18 protein-coding genes are annotated in these 16,770 nt (G+C 71.1%); 11 read left to right on the top strand and 7 right to left on the bottom strand.

Translation table 11 applies throughout. The features are described from left to right. The 3 genes from AC1DV7_RS17015 to AC1DV7_RS17005 form a co-directional block, all read left to right on the top strand. A partial coding sequence (locus tag AC1DV7_RS17015; RefSeq protein WP_477598515.1) for a hypothetical protein occupies window positions 1–221 on the top strand: 221 nt, incomplete at its 5' end. Then, window positions 218–1,963 carry a S1C family serine protease gene (locus tag AC1DV7_RS17010; protein WP_477598514.1) on the top strand — a complete coding sequence of 582 codons (1,746 nt, stop codon included), beginning with the start codon at window positions 218–220 and terminating at the stop codon, window positions 1,961–1,963. The genes AC1DV7_RS17015 and AC1DV7_RS17010, both read left to right, overlap by 4 nt. A 16-nt stretch (window positions 1,964–1,979) precedes the next feature. Further along, complete coding sequence (locus tag AC1DV7_RS17005; protein WP_477598513.1) at window positions 1,980–2,333, top strand: twin-arginine translocase TatA/TatE family subunit; 354 nt, start codon at window positions 1,980–1,982, stop codon at window positions 2,331–2,333. Here AC1DV7_RS17005 and AC1DV7_RS17000 read toward each other — a convergent pair. Genes AC1DV7_RS17000 through AC1DV7_RS16985 form a run of 4 tightly spaced genes read right to left on the bottom strand, consistent with a single transcriptional unit; the run spans window position 2,330 to window position 5,925 of the window. After that, entirely contained in the window at window positions 2,330–3,493 is a 1,164-nt protein-coding gene (locus AC1DV7_RS17000) for an Mrp/NBP35 family ATP-binding protein (protein WP_477598512.1), read from the bottom strand. The two genes, AC1DV7_RS17005 and AC1DV7_RS17000, sit on opposite strands and share 4 nt — an antisense overlap. A gap of 1 nt (window position 3,494) precedes the next feature. Beyond that, window positions 3,495–4,064, bottom strand: coding sequence for a DUF1003 domain-containing protein (locus tag AC1DV7_RS16995; RefSeq protein WP_477598511.1), 570 nt, complete (start codon window positions 4,062–4,064; stop codon window positions 3,495–3,497). Beyond that, the gene (locus tag AC1DV7_RS16990; protein ID WP_477598510.1) at window positions 4,057–5,328 is read right to left on the bottom strand and encodes a magnesium transporter MgtE N-terminal domain-containing protein; all 1,272 of its coding nucleotides are present in this window, start codon (window positions 5,326–5,328) and stop codon (window positions 4,057–4,059) included. Before AC1DV7_RS16990 ends, AC1DV7_RS16995 begins: the two co-directional genes overlap by 8 nt. A 21-nt stretch (window positions 5,329–5,349) precedes the next feature. Next, window positions 5,350–5,925, bottom strand: a complete 576-nt coding sequence (locus tag AC1DV7_RS16985) for a hypothetical protein (protein WP_477598509.1) — start codon at window positions 5,923–5,925, stop codon at window positions 5,350–5,352. Window positions 5,926–5,976: 51 nt separating this feature from the next. Here AC1DV7_RS16985 and AC1DV7_RS16980 point away from each other — a divergent pair, with 51 nt between their 5' ends. The 3 genes from AC1DV7_RS16980 (at window position 5,977) to AC1DV7_RS16970 (ending at window position 9,031) form a co-directional block, all read left to right on the top strand. Next, on the top strand, window positions 5,977–7,059 hold the full coding sequence (locus AC1DV7_RS16980) for an HpcH/HpaI aldolase/citrate lyase family protein (RefSeq protein ID WP_477598508.1): 1,083 nt from the start codon (window positions 5,977–5,979) through the stop codon (window positions 7,057–7,059). Beyond that, window positions 7,019–7,936: an HpcH/HpaI aldolase/citrate lyase family protein gene (locus AC1DV7_RS16975; RefSeq protein ID WP_477598507.1), complete on the top strand. Its 918-nt coding sequence runs from the start codon at window positions 7,019–7,021 to the stop codon at window positions 7,934–7,936. The genes AC1DV7_RS16980 and AC1DV7_RS16975 overlap by 41 nt, the downstream gene beginning before the upstream one ends. Window positions 7,937–8,131: 195 nt before the next feature. Further along, window positions 8,132–9,031, top strand: coding sequence for a L,D-transpeptidase family protein (locus AC1DV7_RS16970; RefSeq protein WP_477598506.1), 900 nt, complete (start codon window positions 8,132–8,134; stop codon window positions 9,029–9,031). A gap of 5 nt (window positions 9,032–9,036) precedes the next feature. On the opposite strand, the gene AC1DV7_RS16965 is transcribed toward AC1DV7_RS16970, so the two are convergent. After that, window positions 9,037–9,819 (bottom strand): alpha/beta hydrolase, encoded by a 783-nt coding sequence (locus tag AC1DV7_RS16965; protein WP_477598505.1) that lies wholly within the window; start codon window positions 9,817–9,819, stop codon window positions 9,037–9,039. A gap of 85 nt (window positions 9,820–9,904) precedes the next feature. Here AC1DV7_RS16965 and AC1DV7_RS16960 point away from each other — a divergent pair, with 85 nt between their 5' ends. Then, window positions 9,905–10,681 carry a maleylpyruvate isomerase N-terminal domain-containing protein gene (locus AC1DV7_RS16960; protein WP_477598504.1) on the top strand — a complete coding sequence of 259 codons (777 nt, stop codon included), beginning with the start codon at window positions 9,905–9,907 and terminating at the stop codon, window positions 10,679–10,681. 64 nt (window positions 10,682–10,745) lie between these two features. Here AC1DV7_RS16960 and AC1DV7_RS16955 read toward each other — a convergent pair whose 3' ends face one another. Continuing rightward, complete coding sequence (locus AC1DV7_RS16955) at window positions 10,746–11,582, bottom strand: serine protein kinase RIO (protein WP_477598503.1); 837 nt, start codon at window positions 11,580–11,582, stop codon at window positions 10,746–10,748. Window positions 11,583–11,807: 225 nt separating this feature from the next. Between AC1DV7_RS16955 and AC1DV7_RS16950 the strand changes: the two genes are divergently transcribed. The 3 genes from AC1DV7_RS16950 to AC1DV7_RS16940 all read left to right on the top strand — a co-directional run bounded on the left by AC1DV7_RS16950 (window position 11,808) and on the right by AC1DV7_RS16940 (window position 14,382). Then, window positions 11,808–12,680, top strand: a complete 873-nt coding sequence (locus tag AC1DV7_RS16950) for a hypothetical protein (protein WP_477598502.1) — start codon at window positions 11,808–11,810, stop codon at window positions 12,678–12,680. Between the two features lie 35 nt (window positions 12,681–12,715). Then, window positions 12,716–13,036 (top strand): GntR family transcriptional regulator, encoded by a 321-nt coding sequence (locus AC1DV7_RS16945; protein ID WP_477598501.1) that lies wholly within the window; start codon window positions 12,716–12,718, stop codon window positions 13,034–13,036. Window positions 13,037–13,182: 146 nt separating this feature from the next. Next, window positions 13,183–14,382, top strand: coding sequence for an acyl-CoA dehydrogenase family protein (locus AC1DV7_RS16940; protein ID WP_477598500.1), 1,200 nt, complete (start codon window positions 13,183–13,185; stop codon window positions 14,380–14,382). A gap of 92 nt (window positions 14,383–14,474) precedes the next feature. Here AC1DV7_RS16940 and AC1DV7_RS16935 read toward each other — a convergent pair whose 3' ends face one another. Next, entirely contained in the window at window positions 14,475–16,106 is a 1,632-nt protein-coding gene (locus tag AC1DV7_RS16935) for a cell wall-binding repeat-containing protein (RefSeq protein ID WP_477598499.1), read from the bottom strand. Window positions 16,107–16,185: 79 nt separating this feature from the next. Between AC1DV7_RS16935 and AC1DV7_RS16930 the strand changes: the two genes are divergently transcribed. Then, window positions 16,186–16,770: YflT domain-containing protein (locus AC1DV7_RS16930; protein ID WP_477598498.1), on the top strand; the 585-nt coding region annotated here is incomplete at its 3' end.

Raw genomic sequence — 16,770 nt, 5'->3', positions numbered from 1 at the left:
CGGCCGCCTGGAGCCTCGTCGTGACCGGCACCGCGCCGGTCGGGCCGCAGCCCGGGACGTCTCCTGCCCTGGTCCAGCGCACGCGCCCGGCATCCAAGGGCTCCGTCGCAGCATCGTTCACGGTCGGAGGGCTGGCCGCCGCGCCGGTGGCCTTCTCGACCACCTCGGCGCGACCCGCAGTGAGCAGCGTGCGCGGGCGCCCGGCACAATCGACTCCATGAGTGAGCAGAGCGACCCGACCAGGCCCGAGCCCGGGGACCCGTGGGCGCCGCCCCCTGCATCGCCGACGACCTCTGCTGACACGACCGGTCCGGTCCAGCTCGACCACACCCAGGAGATCGACCGGTCTGGTGCCCCGGCGCACGAGCGCGGCGCCCTCGACGAGCCCGGCGTCCACGACGAGCCCGCTGCCTCCGAGCCGCCTGACGCCCTGACCTCGCCGGTGTGGGCCGACGAGCAGCGACCCCCCGCCGCCGAGCCGGCTCCTGCCGCTGCTCCGGACCCTGCCGCTGCTACGGACCCTGACCCTGCTCCCGCCGCTGCACCTGCGACCGAGGGACCGCGCCCGTCCGACACCTCCCAGACCGGGTGGCCCGGCGACCAGCCGGGAGCCCAGCCCGCGACGGTCGAGGCCGTGCCCGTCGACCACAGCGCCCAGCAGACCGGGTGGCCCGGATCGGAGGCTGCCGGGTCCGCACCCGTCCTGCCGGGGCCCGCGAGCGTGCCCGCCGGTGGGCCGGGGGCCGGCTGGGACCCGTTCTCCGGGCGCGAGGCCGATGCCGGGTATGCCGGTCAGCAGGCTGGGTGGAGCGGCCACCACCCCACTGCGCCCACGGCGCCGCAGCAGAAGGGGCCCGGCTGGGGTGCGCTGGTCGCGGTCGCCGCCGCGATGTCGCTCATCGCCGCCACGCTCGGCGGGCTCTTCGGCGGCTGGCTCGGGGCCACCGACCGGGTCGACTTCGGCCGGCTCGACCGCACGCCCTCATCGATCCCGAAGGCCGGGGCCGGGTCGACCGCGCGACCCGCGGGCTCGGTCGCCGCGATCGCCGCCAACGCGCTGCCCAGCGTCGTCACCATCAAGGTCGACGGGGCCGACGGAGCCGGCACGGGGTCGGGTTTCGTGCTCGACCACGACGGCCACATCCTCACGAACAACCACGTGGTGGCCGGCGCCTCGCAGGGCGGCACCATCAAGGTCGAGCTGAGCAACGGCAAGGAGATCACGGCGACCATCCAGGGGCGCGACACCTCCTACGACCTCGCGGTGCTCAAGACCGGTCGCACCGACCTCGAGCCCCTCACGATGGGCGTCTCCAAGAACGTCGTCGTGGGCGACCAGGTGATCGCCGTCGGCGCCCCGTTGGGGCTCGAGTCCAGCGTCACGACCGGCATCGTGAGTGCGCTCAACCGACCGGTCAGCCCCGGCGGCAACGGTGACGAGCAGTCGTTCATCAACGCGATCCAGACCGATGCCGCGATCAACCCGGGCAACAGCGGCGGGCCGCTGCTCAACATGCAGGGCGAGGTCATCGGCGTGAACTCCGCGATCGCCCGCGTGCCCGGCAGCGCCGAGTCGCAGTCCGGCAACATCGGCGTCGGCTTCTCGATCCCGAGCGACCAGGTGGTCAAGACCGCCGAGCAGCTGATCAAGACCGGCAAGGCCCAGCACCCGATCATCGGCGTGGTGCTCGACCGCCAGTACGACGGCGACGGCGTGCGCATCCTCGCCAAGAAGACCGTCGACAGCGGCGAGCCCGTCGACCCGAGCGGCCCGGCCGCGAAGGCCGGCATCAAGCCGGGTGACGTCATCGTCGAGTTCGACGGCCAGGCGGTCAACGACCCCGATGACCTGGTGGTGGCCATCCGCTCCAAGAGCGTCGGCGACGAGGTCCCCATCAAGGTCCGCCGCGGCAGTGAGACGATCTCTGTCAGGGTGACCCTGTCGGGCACCTCCGGCAACTGAGTCAGGAGAGCGGCGCATGGCGGGCGTGACCGGCTGGGAGTTCATCGCCCTCATCGTGCTGGCCGTGGTGATCCTGGGGCCCGAGCGGCTGCCGGAGTATGCCGCGAAGCTGGGACGGCTCGTGCGACAGGCCCGGTCGATGGCCGAGGGCGCCAAGGGTCAGCTGCGCGAGCAGATGGGCCCGGAGTTCGACGACATCAACTGGCGCCAGTACGACCCGCGCCAGTACGACCCGCGCCGGATCGTCCGGGAGGCACTGCTGGACCCGACGCCCGACGAGGACGACGCGGGGACGGGGACGTCGTCATACGCCGCGGGTGAGGCTCGTGACCCGGCGAAGCCGACGCCCTACGACCTCGACGCGACCTAGCTCGGACGGCCGACCGGCGACAGGCCCAGCGACCGGCCGGCGAGCCCGCGCGAGCGCGTGCCGAGCCCGCGGGCGATGCCGCGCAGGGCCACCGCCGCCGGCGACTCGGGGTTGCGCAGGACGACCGGGGTGCCCTGGTCGGCGCCCTCGCGCAGGTTGGTGTCAAGGGGGATCTGGCCGAGCAGTGGCACGTCGGCACCCACCGCCCGGGTCAGCGACTCCGAGACGGCCGCGCCGCCGCCGGACCCGAAGATCTCCTGGCGCGAACCGTCGGGCAGCTCGAGCCACGACATGTTCTCGATGACCCCCACGATCCGCTGATGGGTCTGCAGCGCAATGGATCCCGCCCGCTCCGCCACCTCGGCGGCGGCCTGCTGCGGCGTGGTCACGACGAGGATCTCGGCGGTGGGGATCAGCTGGGCCACCGAGATCGCGATGTCGCCCGTGCCCGGCGGCAGGTCGAGCAGGAGGATGTCGAGGTCGCCCCAGAAGACGTCGCCGAGGAACTGCTGGAGCGCCCGGTGCAGCATCGGCCCACGCCACACGACCGGCTGGTTGCCGGGGACGAACATGCCGATCGAGATGACCTTCACGTCATGGCTCACCGGCGGCAGGATCATGTCGTCGACCTGGGTGGGACGGTGTTCGACCCCGAGCATGCGCGGCACGGAGAAGCCGTAGACGTCCGCGTCGACCACGCCCACACGCAGACCACTCTGGGCGAGCGAGGCCGCGAGGTTGACGGTGATCGAGGACTTGCCGACGCCGCCCTTGCCGGACGCCACGGCATACACGCGGGTGAGGGAACCGGGCTTCGCGAAGGGGATCTCGCGGTCGGCGTTTCCCCCGCGCAGCTGCTGGCGCAGGCCCGCGCGCTGCTCGTCGCTCATCACGCCCAGCGTGACGTCGACGGCGGTCACGCCGGGAACCTTCGACAGGGCAGCGGTGGTGTCGCGGGTCAGCGTGTCCTTCATCGGGCAGCCCGAGACGGTCAGCAGGATCGTGACGGCGACGCGTCCGGTCTCGTCCACGGCAACGCTCTCGACCATGCCGAGCTCCGTGACGGGCTTGCGGATCTCGGGGTCGATGACGGTCGCGAGGGCCTGCTGGAGCGCCTCGTCGGTGACCGGTGCTGCGGTGGGGGCGGGCATGCCCTCCATGCTAGGTCGCGGGGTGGTCCTTCGAAGAACCGCCTGCCGCCGAGGAGCTGTCGCCCTCGTCACGTCGACGCACCTCGAGCGCCCGCTCCTCGAACTCCTCGAGCAGGCTGCGCAGCTCGGAGCGGACGAAGTCACGGGTGGCGGCGTCGCGCATGGCATGACGCAGGGCCGCGACCTCACGGGTGAGGAACTCGGTGTCGGCGAGGTTGCGCTCGTCTCGCGCCCGGTCCTGCTCGAGGGCGACGCGGTCACGGTCGGCCTGGCGGTTCTGCGCCAGCAGGATCAGCGGTGCGGCGTACGAGGCCTGCAGGCTGAGCATGAGCGTGAGGAAGATGAACGCGTACGGGTCCCAGCGCAGGTCGCGGGGCCCGAGGGCGTTCCAGCCGATCCACAACAGCACGAACACCGTCATGGCGATCAGGAAGTTGGCGGTGCCCATGAAGCGCGCGAACCGCTCGCTCCAGACGCCGAACGTCTCCTGGGACAGGGCAGGGCGGGGCAGGATGGCGCGCCTGGTCTCACGTGGCTGGTCGAGCCGTCCGGTGGTGCGGTTGCCCTGACGCTCAGCCATGGGTCACCTCGCGACGCTCCTCGCGCCAGTCGTCGGGGAGGATGTGGTCGAGCACGTCGTCGACCGTGACCGCGCCGATGAGCCGGCCGTCGTCGTCGACCACCGGCACGCCGACGAGGTTGTAGGTCGCGAGGATCCGCGTCACCTGACCCAGGGGCGCATCCGCCGTCAGTGGCTCGATCTCCCGGTCGAGGATGCCGCCGATGGCCCCGTGGGGCGGCTCGCGCAGCAGCCGCTGGATGTGGACGATGCCGAGGAACTTGCCCGTCGGGGTCTCGTGCGGCGCACGGCAGACGTAGACGGTGGAGGCGAGCGCCGGTGAGATCTCGGCCCGGCGGACGACGGCGAGCGCCTCGGCGATCGACGCCTCGGGGCCGAGGATCACCGGCTCGGTCGTCATCATGCCGCCGGCGGACTCCTCGTCGTAGGTCAGCAGTCGCCGGAGGTCGGCAGCCTCGTCGGGCTCCATCAGCTGGAGCAGCTCCTCCTGCTTCTCCTCGGTGAGGTTGTGCAGCAGGTCGGTGGCGTCGTCGGGCTCCATCGCCTCGAGGACGTCGGCGGCGCGCTCGACGGGCAGCGTCTCGAGGATCTCGACCTGGTCGTCCTCGGGCAGCTCCTCGAGCACGTCGGCGAGCTTGTCGTCGTCCATGGCCTCGGCGACCTCGGCCCGCCGCTTGGGGGACAGGTCGTGGATCACCTCAGCGAGGTCGGCGGACTTGAGGTCGTCGTAGGTCTCGAGCAGCTTGGCCGCGGACTGACCGGCCCCCGACTGGTGGATGCCGGTGACGTCCTCGACGGGGACGAGGACCGTCGCCCCGCGGCGTCGTCGGAAGGGTCCGATCGAGCTGCGGGCGCCCTGTCGGACGAAGACCTTGGAGATGGCCCAGTCACGGCTGCGCTCGCGCTCGATGGCGACGTCCTCGACCGTGGCCTCGTAGTCGCCCTCCGGGTCGTGGACCGTGACGGTGCGCTCGAGGAGCTCGGCCATGACGAGCTCTTCGTTCGTGCGCTGCTCGAAGCGGCGCATGTTGACCAGGCCGGTCGTGATCACCTGACCGCCGTCGACGGAGGTGACGCGGGTCATCGGCACGAACACCCGGCGGCGGCCGGGCACCTCGACGACCAGGCCGATCACCCGGGGACGGCGGCGCGAGGCCCCGAAGGTCACGACGACGTCGCGGACCCGGCCGACCTGGTCACCGAGCGGGTCGAACACGCTCAGGTTGGTCAGGCGGCCGACGAAGACGCGCGACGGAGTGCTCACGCCGCAAGGCTATCCGTCGGCTCAGCGCTCGTCCGGGAGGCGGGTGCCACGCCGACGCTTCGGCCGGCCGCGCCAGTGCCACGGCCGCCAGTGGGCCGTGGTCGCGTCGGTGGCCGGGACGGGGGCCGCGCCCGAGGCTGCTGAGTAGGAACCGGGCGCCTCCACGGGTGCGCCGTACGGCGTGAACGCCCGCACGGTGCACACCTCTCGCCAGCGGGCCTCGAGGTCGTCGGTGGCGTTGAGCCGGTTGCCCTTGAGCGCCTCGACTGCGGTGTCCCAGTCGGGGTCGTCCGTGGTGACCGTCCGCACGGCCGCGTGGACGCTGAGCAGGCGCCCCCCGGAGTCCTTGCTGCGCGCGATGATGCGGACCTCGTCGGGCAGCCAGGGGAGGGACTGCTCGCCCGGTCCGGACACGGCATACACGGTCTCTCCGGTCCAGGCGTGCCAGAAGGGCCAGGCGCGGTCACCCGGCACGTCCACCCACAGCAGGCCCGACTTGGACGCCGCCTCGGCGAACAGTGCGGTGAGGTTGAGGTGCGGGGCTCCCGGGGCCGTGGTGGCCTCGTCGGCTGCCGGCTCGGGCGCGGTCTCGGTCACACGTGAACTGTGTCATAACCGCTGGTGTGGCGTCGCTGCTAGTTTCGCGGCGTGCGCAGCCCCAAGGACTTCTTCGCCCCCCTGGCCGTCGGTGCCCCGGCACCCCTGCACGAGGTGCCCACCCGGCCCTCACGCGTCATCCACTTCTTCGACCCGAGCAACGAGAAGATGGCGGCCAAGATCCCCGCCATGGTCGGCACCGTCGACGTGCTGCTCGGCAACCTCGAGGACGCCGTCAAGGCCGACCGCAAGGAGGCCGCACGCGCCGGGCTGGTCCAGATCGCCCGCGACACCGACTTCGGCGACACGACGCAGCTGTGGACCCGGGTCAACTCGCTCGACAGCCCGTGGGTGCTCGACGACCTCACCACGCTCGTGACGGAGGTGGGGGACAAGCTCGACGTCATCATGGTCCCCAAGGTGCAGGGCCCGGAGGACATCCACTACGTCGACCGCCTGCTGGCCCAGCTGGAGGCCAAGGCCGGGCTGACGCGCCCGATCCTCGTCCACGCCATCCTCGAGACCGCCCGCGGCGTCACGAACGTCGAGGCCATCGCCGGGGCCAGCCCGCGCATGCAGGGCCTCTCGCTCGGCCCGGCCGACCTGGCTGCCGACCGCCGGATGAAGACGACCCGAGTCGGTGGTGGCCACCCTGGCTACCTCGTGCGCCAGGACCCCGTCGACGGAGACATCAACGCCGATCGCCAGACGTACCAACAGGATCTGTGGCACTACACGATCGCCCGGATGGTCGACGCCTGCGCGATGCACGGGATCCTGCCGTACTACGGGCCGTTCGGAGACATCAAGGACGTCGTCGCCTGCGAGGACCAGTTCCGCAACGCCTTCCTCCTCGGCTGCGTCGGGACGTGGTCGCTGCACCCGGTCCAGATCGAGATCGCCAAGCGCGTCTTCAGCCCGTCCGCCGAGGACGTGGCCCACGCCCGTCGCGTGGTCGAGGCGATGGGCGACGGCACCGGCGCCGTGATGCTCGACGGCAAGATGGAGGACGACGCCAGCCTCAAGCAGTGCCTGGTGATCGTCGAGCTCGCGGAGCGCCTCGCCCAGACCGACCCGGCCCTCGCGGAGCTGTATGCCGTGGAGCCCGGTACCAGCGACGGGGCAGGTTCCTGAGGTGGCCGACAGCACGGCACACCGGCCCCGCCGCTCGGTTCTCTACATGCCCGCGTCAAACGAACGGGCCCTCGAGAAGGCCAAGACGCTCCCCGTGGACGCCCTGATCCTCGACCTCGAGGACGCGGTGGCTCCCGATGCGAAGGAGTCCGCGCGTGCGAACGCCTGCACGGCGGCAGCCTCGGGTGACTACGGGTCGCGCGAGGTGACGATCCGGGTCAACGGCCTCGGCACCCGCTGGCACGACGACGACCTGGGCGCAGCCAGCCTCGCCGGCCCGGACGGCATCGTCGTGCCCAAGGTCGGGTCGGCCGACGAGGTGCGCCGGCTCGTGGCCGCCATGGAGGCAGCTGGTGCGCCCGAGCGCACGAAGCTCTGGGCGATGGTCGAGACGCCGGCCGCCATGCTGCACTGCGAGGACATCGCGGCTGCGTCCGACCGCCTCACCGTGCTCGTCATGGGCACCAACGACCTGGCGAAGGAGCTGCAGGCCGAGCACGTGCCGGGTCGCGCGCCGCTGCTCACCGGGCTCTCCCTGTGCCTGCTCGCCGCGCGGGCCACGGGGACCGCGATCCTCGACGGGGTCTTCAACGACGTGGCGGACGCCGACGGCTTTGCGGCGGAGTGCGTCCAGGGTCGCCAGCTGGGCTTCGACGGCAAGACCCTCATCCACCCCGGCCAGGTCGACGTCTGCAACACGACCTTCGCCCCCAGCGCCGAGGCGGTCGAGGACGCCCGCGGCGTGCTGGCTGCCTGGGAGGCCGGCGGCGGCGCCGGAGTGGTGACCCACCGAGGCAGGATGATCGAGAACCTGCACGTCGAGACGGCCCAGCGGGTGCTCTCCGTGCACGAGGCGGTCACCCGCGCTTCCAGTTGACGAATCAATGACAATTCCGGGCAACCATTCCCCCAGCCGGAGCGTCTAGGTGGGTGCGGTCGTCCTTCGGGGGGAGGACGGCCGCGCCATGTCGGGCGCGGGGACAACCTTCCGGGCCGCTGCTGCGTCACCATGGGGGAGAGGCGCACCAGGCGCGACCACGAGACGGACCGCTGGGCGGACGAAGGGGACACCATGCGATCGATGCGACGGGGCACGGTGACTGCGCTCGCGGCCACCGTGGCCGGCACGCTTCTGCTCGGGGGCTGCGGCGCCCTGGGCTCCATAGGGTCGGCGGCACCGGCCACGTCCGTCGGTGGCGGGGCCACCACGTCGTCCGAGCCGCCGGCGCCGTCCGCCACCGAGCCCACCGACCCCACCGAGCAGCCGACGACAGCCCCCGCGGCCCCCACCCAGGAGCCCACCCCCTCCGCCACCACGAAGCCCACGCCCCGCCCCACACCGAAGCCCACCCCCACGGTCAAGCCCACGCCCAAGGAGGGTGACACCCTCCACGTCGGTGACTCCGGGCCCTACGTCCGCGAGGTCCAGGAGCGGCTTGGCGGCCTCGGCTACTGGAACGGCACCCCGGACGGCCAGTACGGCCAGCTCACGGCGCAGGCCGTCATGGCCCTGCAGAAGGCAGCCGGACTCGGGCGGGACGGCGTGTACGGCCCCGGCACCCGTCGGGCCCTGCAGGCCGGCATCCGCCCCCAGTCCCGCATCGGCGGCTCCGGCATCGAGATCGACAAGGCGCGCCAGCTGCTGCTCGTCGTGCGCGGTGGTCGGGTCGTGACGACGCTCAACACCAGCACGGGCAACAACCAGGCGTACTCCTACCAGGGCAACTCCCGGATCGCGACCACCCCGTCCGGCTCCTACAGCACCTTCCGGGTGGTCGACAAGCTCGACAAGGGACCGTTGGGCGACCTGTGGCGGCCGCGGTACTTCAACGGCGGCATCGCCGTCCACGGCTCCGGGTCGATCCCCGGCTACCCGGCGTCGCACGGGTGCGCCCGCGTCAGCAACGGTGCCATGAACATGATCTGGGCCACCGGCCTCATGCCGATCGGTGGCCGCGTCGTCGTCTACTGAGGCCCTCAGGCGTCGAGCTGCTCGCGGATCCAGTGCAGCTGGGCGGCACCGTGGCTCTGCCAGTAGTCAGCCGTGTGCCCACCCGCGTCGAGGGTGAGCTTGGCCGAGGGCAGCGCCGCGGCGAAGGCCTTGTTGCCCGCGACGAACGGGTCCGACGTGCCGCAGTCGAGCCGCACGGGGACCTGGGCCAGGATCGCGGTGCGCTCGAAGACGTCGTGCGCCTCGAAGTCCGCTCGGTCGTCGAACGCCCCGGGCGCGCTGGACCCGGCGTCGGTCCAGAGCGCGGCGCTCTCGGCGACGACCGCGCTGACCCGGTCCGGGCCCAGCTCGCTGGCCAGCAGCAGCGACCCGTAGCCGCCCATGGACCAGCCCAGGAAGGCGACGGGCCCGGCATACCCGGTCTCGCGGGCCACGAGTGGCAGGAAGTCCTCGATGACCATCGCCCCGGTGTCCACGCCCGCACGGCGGGCGTGCCAGTAGAAGTCCCCGCCGTCGACAGACGCGAGGGTCAGCCGGTTCGCGGCCGCGTGGTCCTCGAGGTGCAGGATCCGGAAAGCGTGGCTCGCGTCGCCGCCCTTGCCGTGCAGCACCACCACGACGGGCAGCGGTTCGGTCTGGTTCTCGGGCCGAGTCGTCAGCTGCCAGCGGATGTCCCGACCCGGCCAGTGCGTGCTGCGCAGGGAGCCCGTCACCAGCTCCGGCCCCCGTGGTTTGCCGCAGCCGACCAGCCCGAGGGTCGCGCCGCCGAGCGCCCCCGCGATCACCGCACGACGGCCAACCGTGGTCATGGCCCAACCCTAGGCCGAGGGCGTCGTCCGCAGGGCTGGGGGAAATTCGCTGTCCCCGTGCCGAGGGGGGTGATAGACACCCGGGGTGCACACCCTGGAGTTCCCCGACCTGCTGCGGCTGATCGACGAGCGGTCCGCCGCATTCCGGGCCGCGGTCTCGGCCGCGCCCTCACTCGACCTGCAGGTGCCGACCTGCCCCGAGTGGACGCTGCTCGACCTGGTGCAGCACCTCGCCGAGGGACGCGTCTCCTGGGCGGCAACCGTCGCCGCAGGCCCGGACGCCCCGACGAAGGCGCCCCTCGGGGACCCTCCTGCAGAACGGGACACGGCGACGATGCTGGCGTGGATGGCCGACTCGACGCAGGAGCTCGTGGACGCCCTGCGCGAGGCCGGCCCGGACCGTGGGTGCTGGACGTGGTGGGGTGACTCGCAGTCGCCGGAGACCTCCGGTGCGGTCGCCCGGCACCAGCTCCAGCAGATCGCGGTCCACACCTACGACGCGCAGCTGACCGCAGGCGCCCCCGAACCGCTCCCCGTCGAGGTGGCGCTGGACGGGGTCGAGGAGTTCCTCGTCACCTGCTGCGCGACGACGAGCGCATGGCCGCACGAGCCGTCGGTGGTCGAGTACCACGCCACCGAGGGCCGCTCGTGGCGCGTCTGGCTCTCCGCCGAGGGCGCGAGGGTCGCCCGCCTGGAGCCCGGCACCGAGTCGCCCGGCGCGGACCCGGCCCACGCCTCCGCCCGGGGTACCGCGAACGAGCTGGTGCTGTTCTTCTACGGCCGCATCCCACCGGAATCGCTGGAGCTCGAGGGTGACCCTCGCGTGTTCGACCAGCTCTTCGCCTGGGACCCGAGCGCCTAGACCCGGGTGCCGGCACCTGACGGTGGCGCCCCCGGTGCCGGGCGCCCGTATGACGGGTGCCCGGCTACCAGCGGGAGGTCGCCTCGGCGACGAGGTCGCCCAGGAGCTCGCCCTCGTCGACCGCGAGGCCCTTGCTCGTGAACCAGCGGCACATGTTCGCGACGTCGCGCTCGAGGAACTCGAAGCCGCGCGGGTTGCCGATGATGTCGACGATCTGGGGCCAGTCGATGAAGACCAGCCGGTCCTCGTGGAGCAGGACGTTGTACGGCGACAGGTCACCGTGCGCCCAACCACGCGTGGCCAGCCTGGTCAGCGTGGAGCGCAGCTGCTCGAAGAGGTCGGCCAGCAGGTCGCCCTCGGGACGGGTCTGGGCCAGCCGCGGCGCGGCCTGCCCGTCGGCGCCGATGAACTCCATCAGCATCTCCCGGTCGTTCAGCTGGACGGGGTAGGGCACGGGGAGGTCCAGCTCCCACAGGACGCCGAGGGCCTCGAACTCGGCCATCGCCCACTGCCCGGACAGCAGCTCCTTGCCGAACTCGGTGCGACGGGCCATGGCACGCATCTCGCGGCTGCGACGGACCCGCCGACCCTCGTGGTAGCCGGCGTCCCGGTGGAACATCCGGTGCTCGGACGTGCGGTACCGCTTGGCGGCGAGGAAGGAGTCCGCGGCCGGCGTGCTGGTGCCGTCGGGGATCCACCGGCGCACGATGTGGACGTCTGCTTCCTTGCCGGTCTTGAGGATGCCGAGGTCGGACTCGACGGCGCCGAGGGCCGTGATGACCCAGTCCGGGCGGGGTTTCGGGCCGTGGGTCGAGCCGTCCCACGAAGACCAACGCTCACCCTCGGGTGGGGCGTCGGGAAGGCTGTCAAGGCTGAAGGAGGGGTTCTCCTGAAAATGCATGGTTGTACTCCAAGGAAGAGGGGATGAGGGCACGGGAAGCGCCCACGACAGTCGTTGACATCTCGTGCCTCCTTGGAGTCAGGCGCGCGACGGGGTGTCGCGCGGCATGCGGACACAGCGTGGCAGGTCACCCAGTAGGCGCGCCACTGGTTTTCGCGCAGGGGTGACAGCGTGCGTGCGCTCGGCTATTTTGTAGTGCTACAAGAGGCAACAAAAGGGGGTTGGATGGTCTTCGCAGTGGGTTTCTGCGGGCTGGCACTTCTCGTCGGGGGGATCGCCCTGTTGCCCAACGTCCGCCGTGGCGCGGTCCGACGAGAGGCAGAGAAGGTCGCCAGGGCCGCCTATCCGGCTCAGCCCGGTGAGGACTGGCCGACGCTGTGGGTTCGCCTCAACCGCCGGCACATCAGCGGCTGGGTGGGCAGCACGGTGGCGATGGCTGCCTTGGCCGCCGCGTTGCCGGCGATGTCCGATGACACTGTGGCTGGTGGCGCCGGTTTCCTCGGTTTCCTGGTCGTTGCGACCGGACGCACCACAGGAACCATCGTGGGACACCTGCGATCACTCCGGCCGCGACCCGGGGAGGCACGCTTGGTCACCCTGCACCGCCGGGAGCTCCGCGACTACCTGGTCCCGGGCGAGGCGGTTCTCCTTCGCCTCGCGCCGTCGGTGCCCGTCGCCACCATCGTGTTCGGAGTGGCGCTCTCGAGCGTCGACGCCGTCCCGCAGGTGCAGTCCCTCGGACTCGTGATCGGCGGGGCCTTGGGCTTGGCGGTCGGGCTGCTCGCCGTCCCGCTGGCCCGCCGGGTCTTGACCGCACCGGCCGGCGCCACCACCCCCGGTGGGCTGGTCTGGGCCGAGGTTCTTCGTGCCATGACCCTTCGCGACATCTGTGCGGGGATGTGGTCGCTCGCAGCGGGGGGCTGCGCGATCTCGCTGATGCCCCTGGTCATGGAGGGTGACGTGCCGCGTTGGGTCATCGTTCCCGGTGCGGGGATAGGACTCGCGGCCGCGACGGTGATCCTCGGCCTGGCATGGGTGTCCGCGTCCGACATCAACCACCAGTGGGCCCGCCGTCATGCCCTGGCGGGAGTGGCCTGATGCTGTTCCGGCTCGACCCTTCCTCTGCCGCTCCGGTGTACGAACAGATCGCCGGCGCAGTGGTGCGCGGCATCGCGGACGGCTCTCTCGTCGCAGGCACGCGGCTGCCCACCGTGCGCCAGCTGGCGGGCGACCTCGGCGTGGCGACCAACACCGTGGCGAAGGCCTACCGTCAGCTCGAGAGCGAGGGCCGCGTCGCAACGTTGGGGCGCAACGGGACCGTCGTCCAGGCCCCGGTGTCCCTGGACGACGCTGACGACGAGCTGCGCGCCGCCGCGGTCCTGCTGGCCCGCGCCGCCCAGCGGCGCGGGGCGGACCTCTCGACCGCCATCGGCCAGCTGCGGCAGGCCTGGTAGCCAGCCCGGTCCGTCTGGGCGGGGAGGCGGGTGGGGAGGCTCACATGGCCGGAACCTGTGCTGGGACTGGGGCACTCGGCATACTCGCGGGAGGTCTGCTTCTCGCAGGCACCACAGTCCCGTGAACGCAAGGTGGCGAACGACGCATGTCCCGACTCCAGCAGACCGACGGCCTGACCGAGGAGCAGCAGGAGCTGTTGAAGCTCGTGCGTGAGTTCGTCAACGAGCAGATCATCCCGGTGGCGCAGGAGCTCGAGCATGCCGACGAGTACCCGGAGAAGATCGTCGAGGGCATGAAGGAGATGGGGATCTTCGGGCTCATGATCCCCGAGGAGTACGGCGGTCTGGGGGAGTCGCTGCTGACCTATGCGCTCGTCGTCGAGGAGATCGCCCGCGGCTGGATGTCGGTCAGCGGCATCATCAACACCCACTTCATCGTCGCCTACATGCTGCTGCAGCACGGCACCGACGAGCAGAAGCAGCGCTACCTGCCGAGGATGGCGACCGGCGAGGTGCGTGGCGCGTTCTCGATGAGCGAGCCGGGTCTCGGCTCCGACGTTTCTGCCATCAAGACCAAGGCGGTCAAGGGCGATGGCGACGCGTGGACGGTGACCGGCCAGAAGATGTGGCTGACGAACGGCGGCAGCTCGAACCTCGTGGCGGTGCTCGTCAAGACGGACCTCGGGGCCGACTCGGTCTACAAGAACATGACGACGTTCCTCGTCGACAAGGAGCCGGGGTTCGGCGAGACCGCCCAGGGCATCACGATCCCGGGCAAGATCGAGAAGATGGGCTACAAGGGCGTCGACACGACCGAGCTCATCCTCGACGCGCACCGGACGACGTCCGCGCAGATCCTGGGGGGTGAGCCGGGCAAGGGCTTCTACCAGATGATGGATGGCGTCGAGGTCGGTCGCGTCAACGTCGCGGCGCGCGCGTGCGGAGTCTCGATGCGGGCGTTCGAGCTCGGGATCGCCTACTCGCAGCAGCGAGAGACGTTCGGCAAGAAGATCGCCGAGCACCAGGGCATCCTGTTCCGCCTGGCCGACATGGCGACCAGGGTCGAGGCCAGCCACCAGATGATGGTGAAGGCGGCGCGGCTCAAGGACGCCGGTGCGCGCAACGACCTCGAGGCCGGCATGGCGAAGTACCTCGCGGCCGAGAACTGCGCCAACGTGGTCGAGCAGTCCTTCCGCATCCACGGCGGCTACGGCTACTCCAAGGAGTACGAGATCGAGCGGCTGTACCGTGAGGCGCCCATGCTGCTCATCGGTGAGGGCACCGCCGAGATCCAGAAGATGATCATCGGCCGTCGCCTCCTCGAGGACTTCGCCCTCAAGCGCTGAGCTCGTTCTCGCGCAGCCCTCGAGCGCAGCTCAAGCGCTGACCCTGTTGCTTCGTGATTCGGTCTGCCGCCCACGGGGTGATGGGCCTCGACTCAGTATGACGCGGCTGCACCGAGCCCGAAGTAGGCCTCCAGGCTGTGAAAACCGCCTTCGTGGTAGTCGCGGGCCACATCGAGACCCACGTAGCGGAAGTGCCAGGGCTCCGGGTGGTACCCGGTGATGTCGGCTTGGCCAGCTTCGTAGCGCAGGACGAATCCGTAGCGCCAGGAGTTGGCGGCGAGCCAGCGCCCCTGGGTGGTGACACCGATGCAGGTGTAGGCGGAGCAGTTGGAGGCTCCCAGGGGAGCGACATCGGCGGACAGCCCGGTCTGGTGCTCCGAGTACCCAGGACGCGCCACCCACTGGTCCGCCTGCGTCCGTCCGACGCTCGCGACCTTCGCCGCATAGACAGGGGACTGGTAGGCGTAGGAACGGTATCCGCTCAGCATCGCGATTCGCCCAGAACCCGAGGCTTGGCTACCGGTTGCCATCTTCACCAGGGCGTCCGCCGCGTCGGCGCGGAGAGACTGACCGTTGATGTTGGTCATGGTCGGCTTGACCAGCGGACTCGGTACGTAGCGTGGGGGGCTCAGGCGCCGTTGCTTGTTCACCACGACCCAGGTGCTCGAGGCGCTCCCGATGCTCTGGCATGACGTCAGTCGGCCGACGTTGCCCCGCAGCGCGCCTACTCCTCCCACGAGCACCAGCCGACCGATCGCGGGTGAGGTGAGCGCCGACCTCACAACGGACGGCACGCAGTAGGGCACTGACAGATAGAGCGGTCGGCCGCGCATACCCGCCAGGACGCCGACAGCCAGAGCGTCGGGAAATCCGGTCCCGGTGGCCACGTAGGCATCGCCAGTCGGCAGCTCCGGGAACGCCTGGCGATTGATCGCCACCGCGGTGGCATACCGGTTTGCGCCCGAGGCTCGGACGACGCTGCCGCCGTACTGGGCGACCAGGACGGCCAACGACCTCGACAACCCGGCCGAAACGGCACCGGAACCACCCGTGACCAGGACGTCATGGGTGCCGAGCTCCCGCAGGAGGGCTTGAGTGCTCAGGGCCACAGAGGTGCGTCGACCGTCGACCACGACCAGCGGCCTGCCCAGGGCGCCGGCTACCGGGCCAGCCGCCAGGGCGTCGGGGTAGTCGCGTCCGGTGGCGATCACGGCACCGTCGGTGACCGAGGAGGGAAAGGCGTACCGGGCAACCGCCTCGGACGTCAGGTATCGGTCCTTGCCGCTCACTCGAACGACTGCCGGGCTGAACTGTCGAGCCGCGGCGACAACCCCGTCGCTGATGACGCCCGGCCCTCCCACGACAACCACCCGGGCGGGCTTCAGCCGTGCCAGCTCAAGCGAGGTCGATCGAGGCAATGACGTTCGCGACGTCAGGAGGAGTGAGCCCTTCTGAAAGGCCGCCGCCGGTGCAGCGCTGAGGGCGTCGGGGAAGTCAGCTCCGGACGCGAGGTAGACGACGGCTGCAGTGGGTTGGGGAAAGGCCAGGCGACTGGCCGCCGTCGCGGTTGCGAACCGGTCGGCGCCAGCCACGCGAACCGTGGGGGTCGAGGCCCCCACGGCTTCCGCGGGGGCGAGCAGTGCGGGCGCGAGCAGGGCGGGGGCGATGAGTGCCGCAGCGACGGCTGCAGCCATGCCACGAAGACGGCGCAGGAGACGTGGCATCGGGCCATCCTCGCCCAGCGAGCACGGCCCGAACCCATCCATTCGATGGAGTCCCGGCGGGCTTTGAGACACTGGACCCATGAGCACCCAGCCGAACGCCATGGCGCGGTCCCGCGCCGTCCTCGCCCTCGAGTACCCGATGTCGCTGGGACGGTACGACACCTACGAGAAGGCCCAGAAGGCCGTCGACTACCTGTCGGACCACGACTTCCCGGTGCAGAACGTCCTGATCGTCGGCACCGACCTCAAGCAGCTCGAGCGGGTCACCGGTCGGCTGACGCGTCGTCGCGTCGCGCTCGGTGGCCTCGTGTCCGGCGCCTGGCTCGGTCTGTTCGTCGGGTTGATCTTCTCGTTGCTCGACACGAGCAACAGCGGCGCGGGGGTCGCCGGGGTGGTCCTCACCGTGGCGTTCGGTGCGCTGTTCGGGCTGGTGTGGGCGCTGCTGGGCTATGCGCTCACCGGCGGCAACCGCGACTTCACGTCGGTGATGCAGGTGGTCGCCACCCAGTACGAGGTGCTCGTCGAGCACAAGTTCGTCGCCCAGGGCCGTGAGCTGCTCGCCAAGATGGACCCGATGGCCGCGGCCCAGGCGCAGGTCGACGCCATACTCGACGACGCCGTCCCGGTGGGTGCCGAAGTCGACCTCCGTCACACCGACGAGCGC

The organism is Pedococcus sp. P2_E4 (assembly GCF_056403935.1).
The sequence above is the reverse complement of the archived record's forward strand: the minus strand, read 5'-3'. Positions and strand labels throughout refer to the sequence as shown.

What these genes read in the sequence shown, in the direction of transcription:
- AC1DV7_RS17010 (WP_477598514.1), top strand. Translation starts at nt 218, where the DNA reads ATGAGTGAGCAGAGCGACCCGACCAGGCCCGAGCCCGGGGACCCGTGG.
- AC1DV7_RS17005 (WP_477598513.1), top strand. Translation starts at nt 1,980, where the DNA reads ATGGCGGGCGTGACCGGCTGGGAGTTCATCGCCCTCATCGTGCTGGCC.
- AC1DV7_RS17000 (WP_477598512.1), bottom strand. Translation starts at nt 3,493, where the DNA reads ATGGAGGGCATGCCCGCCCCCACCGCAGCACCGGTCACCGACGAGGCG.
- AC1DV7_RS16995 (WP_477598511.1), bottom strand. Translation starts at nt 4,064, where the DNA reads ATGGCTGAGCGTCAGGGCAACCGCACCACCGGACGGCTCGACCAGCCA.
- AC1DV7_RS16975 (WP_477598507.1), top strand. Translation starts at nt 7,019, where the DNA reads ATGCCGTGGAGCCCGGTACCAGCGACGGGGCAGGTTCCTGAGGTGGCC.
- AC1DV7_RS16970 (WP_477598506.1), top strand. Translation starts at nt 8,132, where the DNA reads ATGCGATCGATGCGACGGGGCACGGTGACTGCGCTCGCGGCCACCGTG.
- AC1DV7_RS16965 (WP_477598505.1), bottom strand. Translation starts at nt 9,819, where the DNA reads ATGACCACGGTTGGCCGTCGTGCGGTGATCGCGGGGGCGCTCGGCGGC.
- AC1DV7_RS16955 (WP_477598503.1), bottom strand. Translation starts at nt 11,582, where the DNA reads ATGCATTTTCAGGAGAACCCCTCCTTCAGCCTTGACAGCCTTCCCGAC.
- AC1DV7_RS16950 (WP_477598502.1), top strand. Translation starts at nt 11,808, where the DNA reads ATGGTCTTCGCAGTGGGTTTCTGCGGGCTGGCACTTCTCGTCGGGGGG.
- AC1DV7_RS16940 (WP_477598500.1), top strand. Translation starts at nt 13,183, where the DNA reads ATGTCCCGACTCCAGCAGACCGACGGCCTGACCGAGGAGCAGCAGGAG.
- AC1DV7_RS16935 (WP_477598499.1), bottom strand. Translation starts at nt 16,106, where the DNA reads ATGCCACGTCTCCTGCGCCGTCTTCGTGGCATGGCTGCAGCCGTCGCT.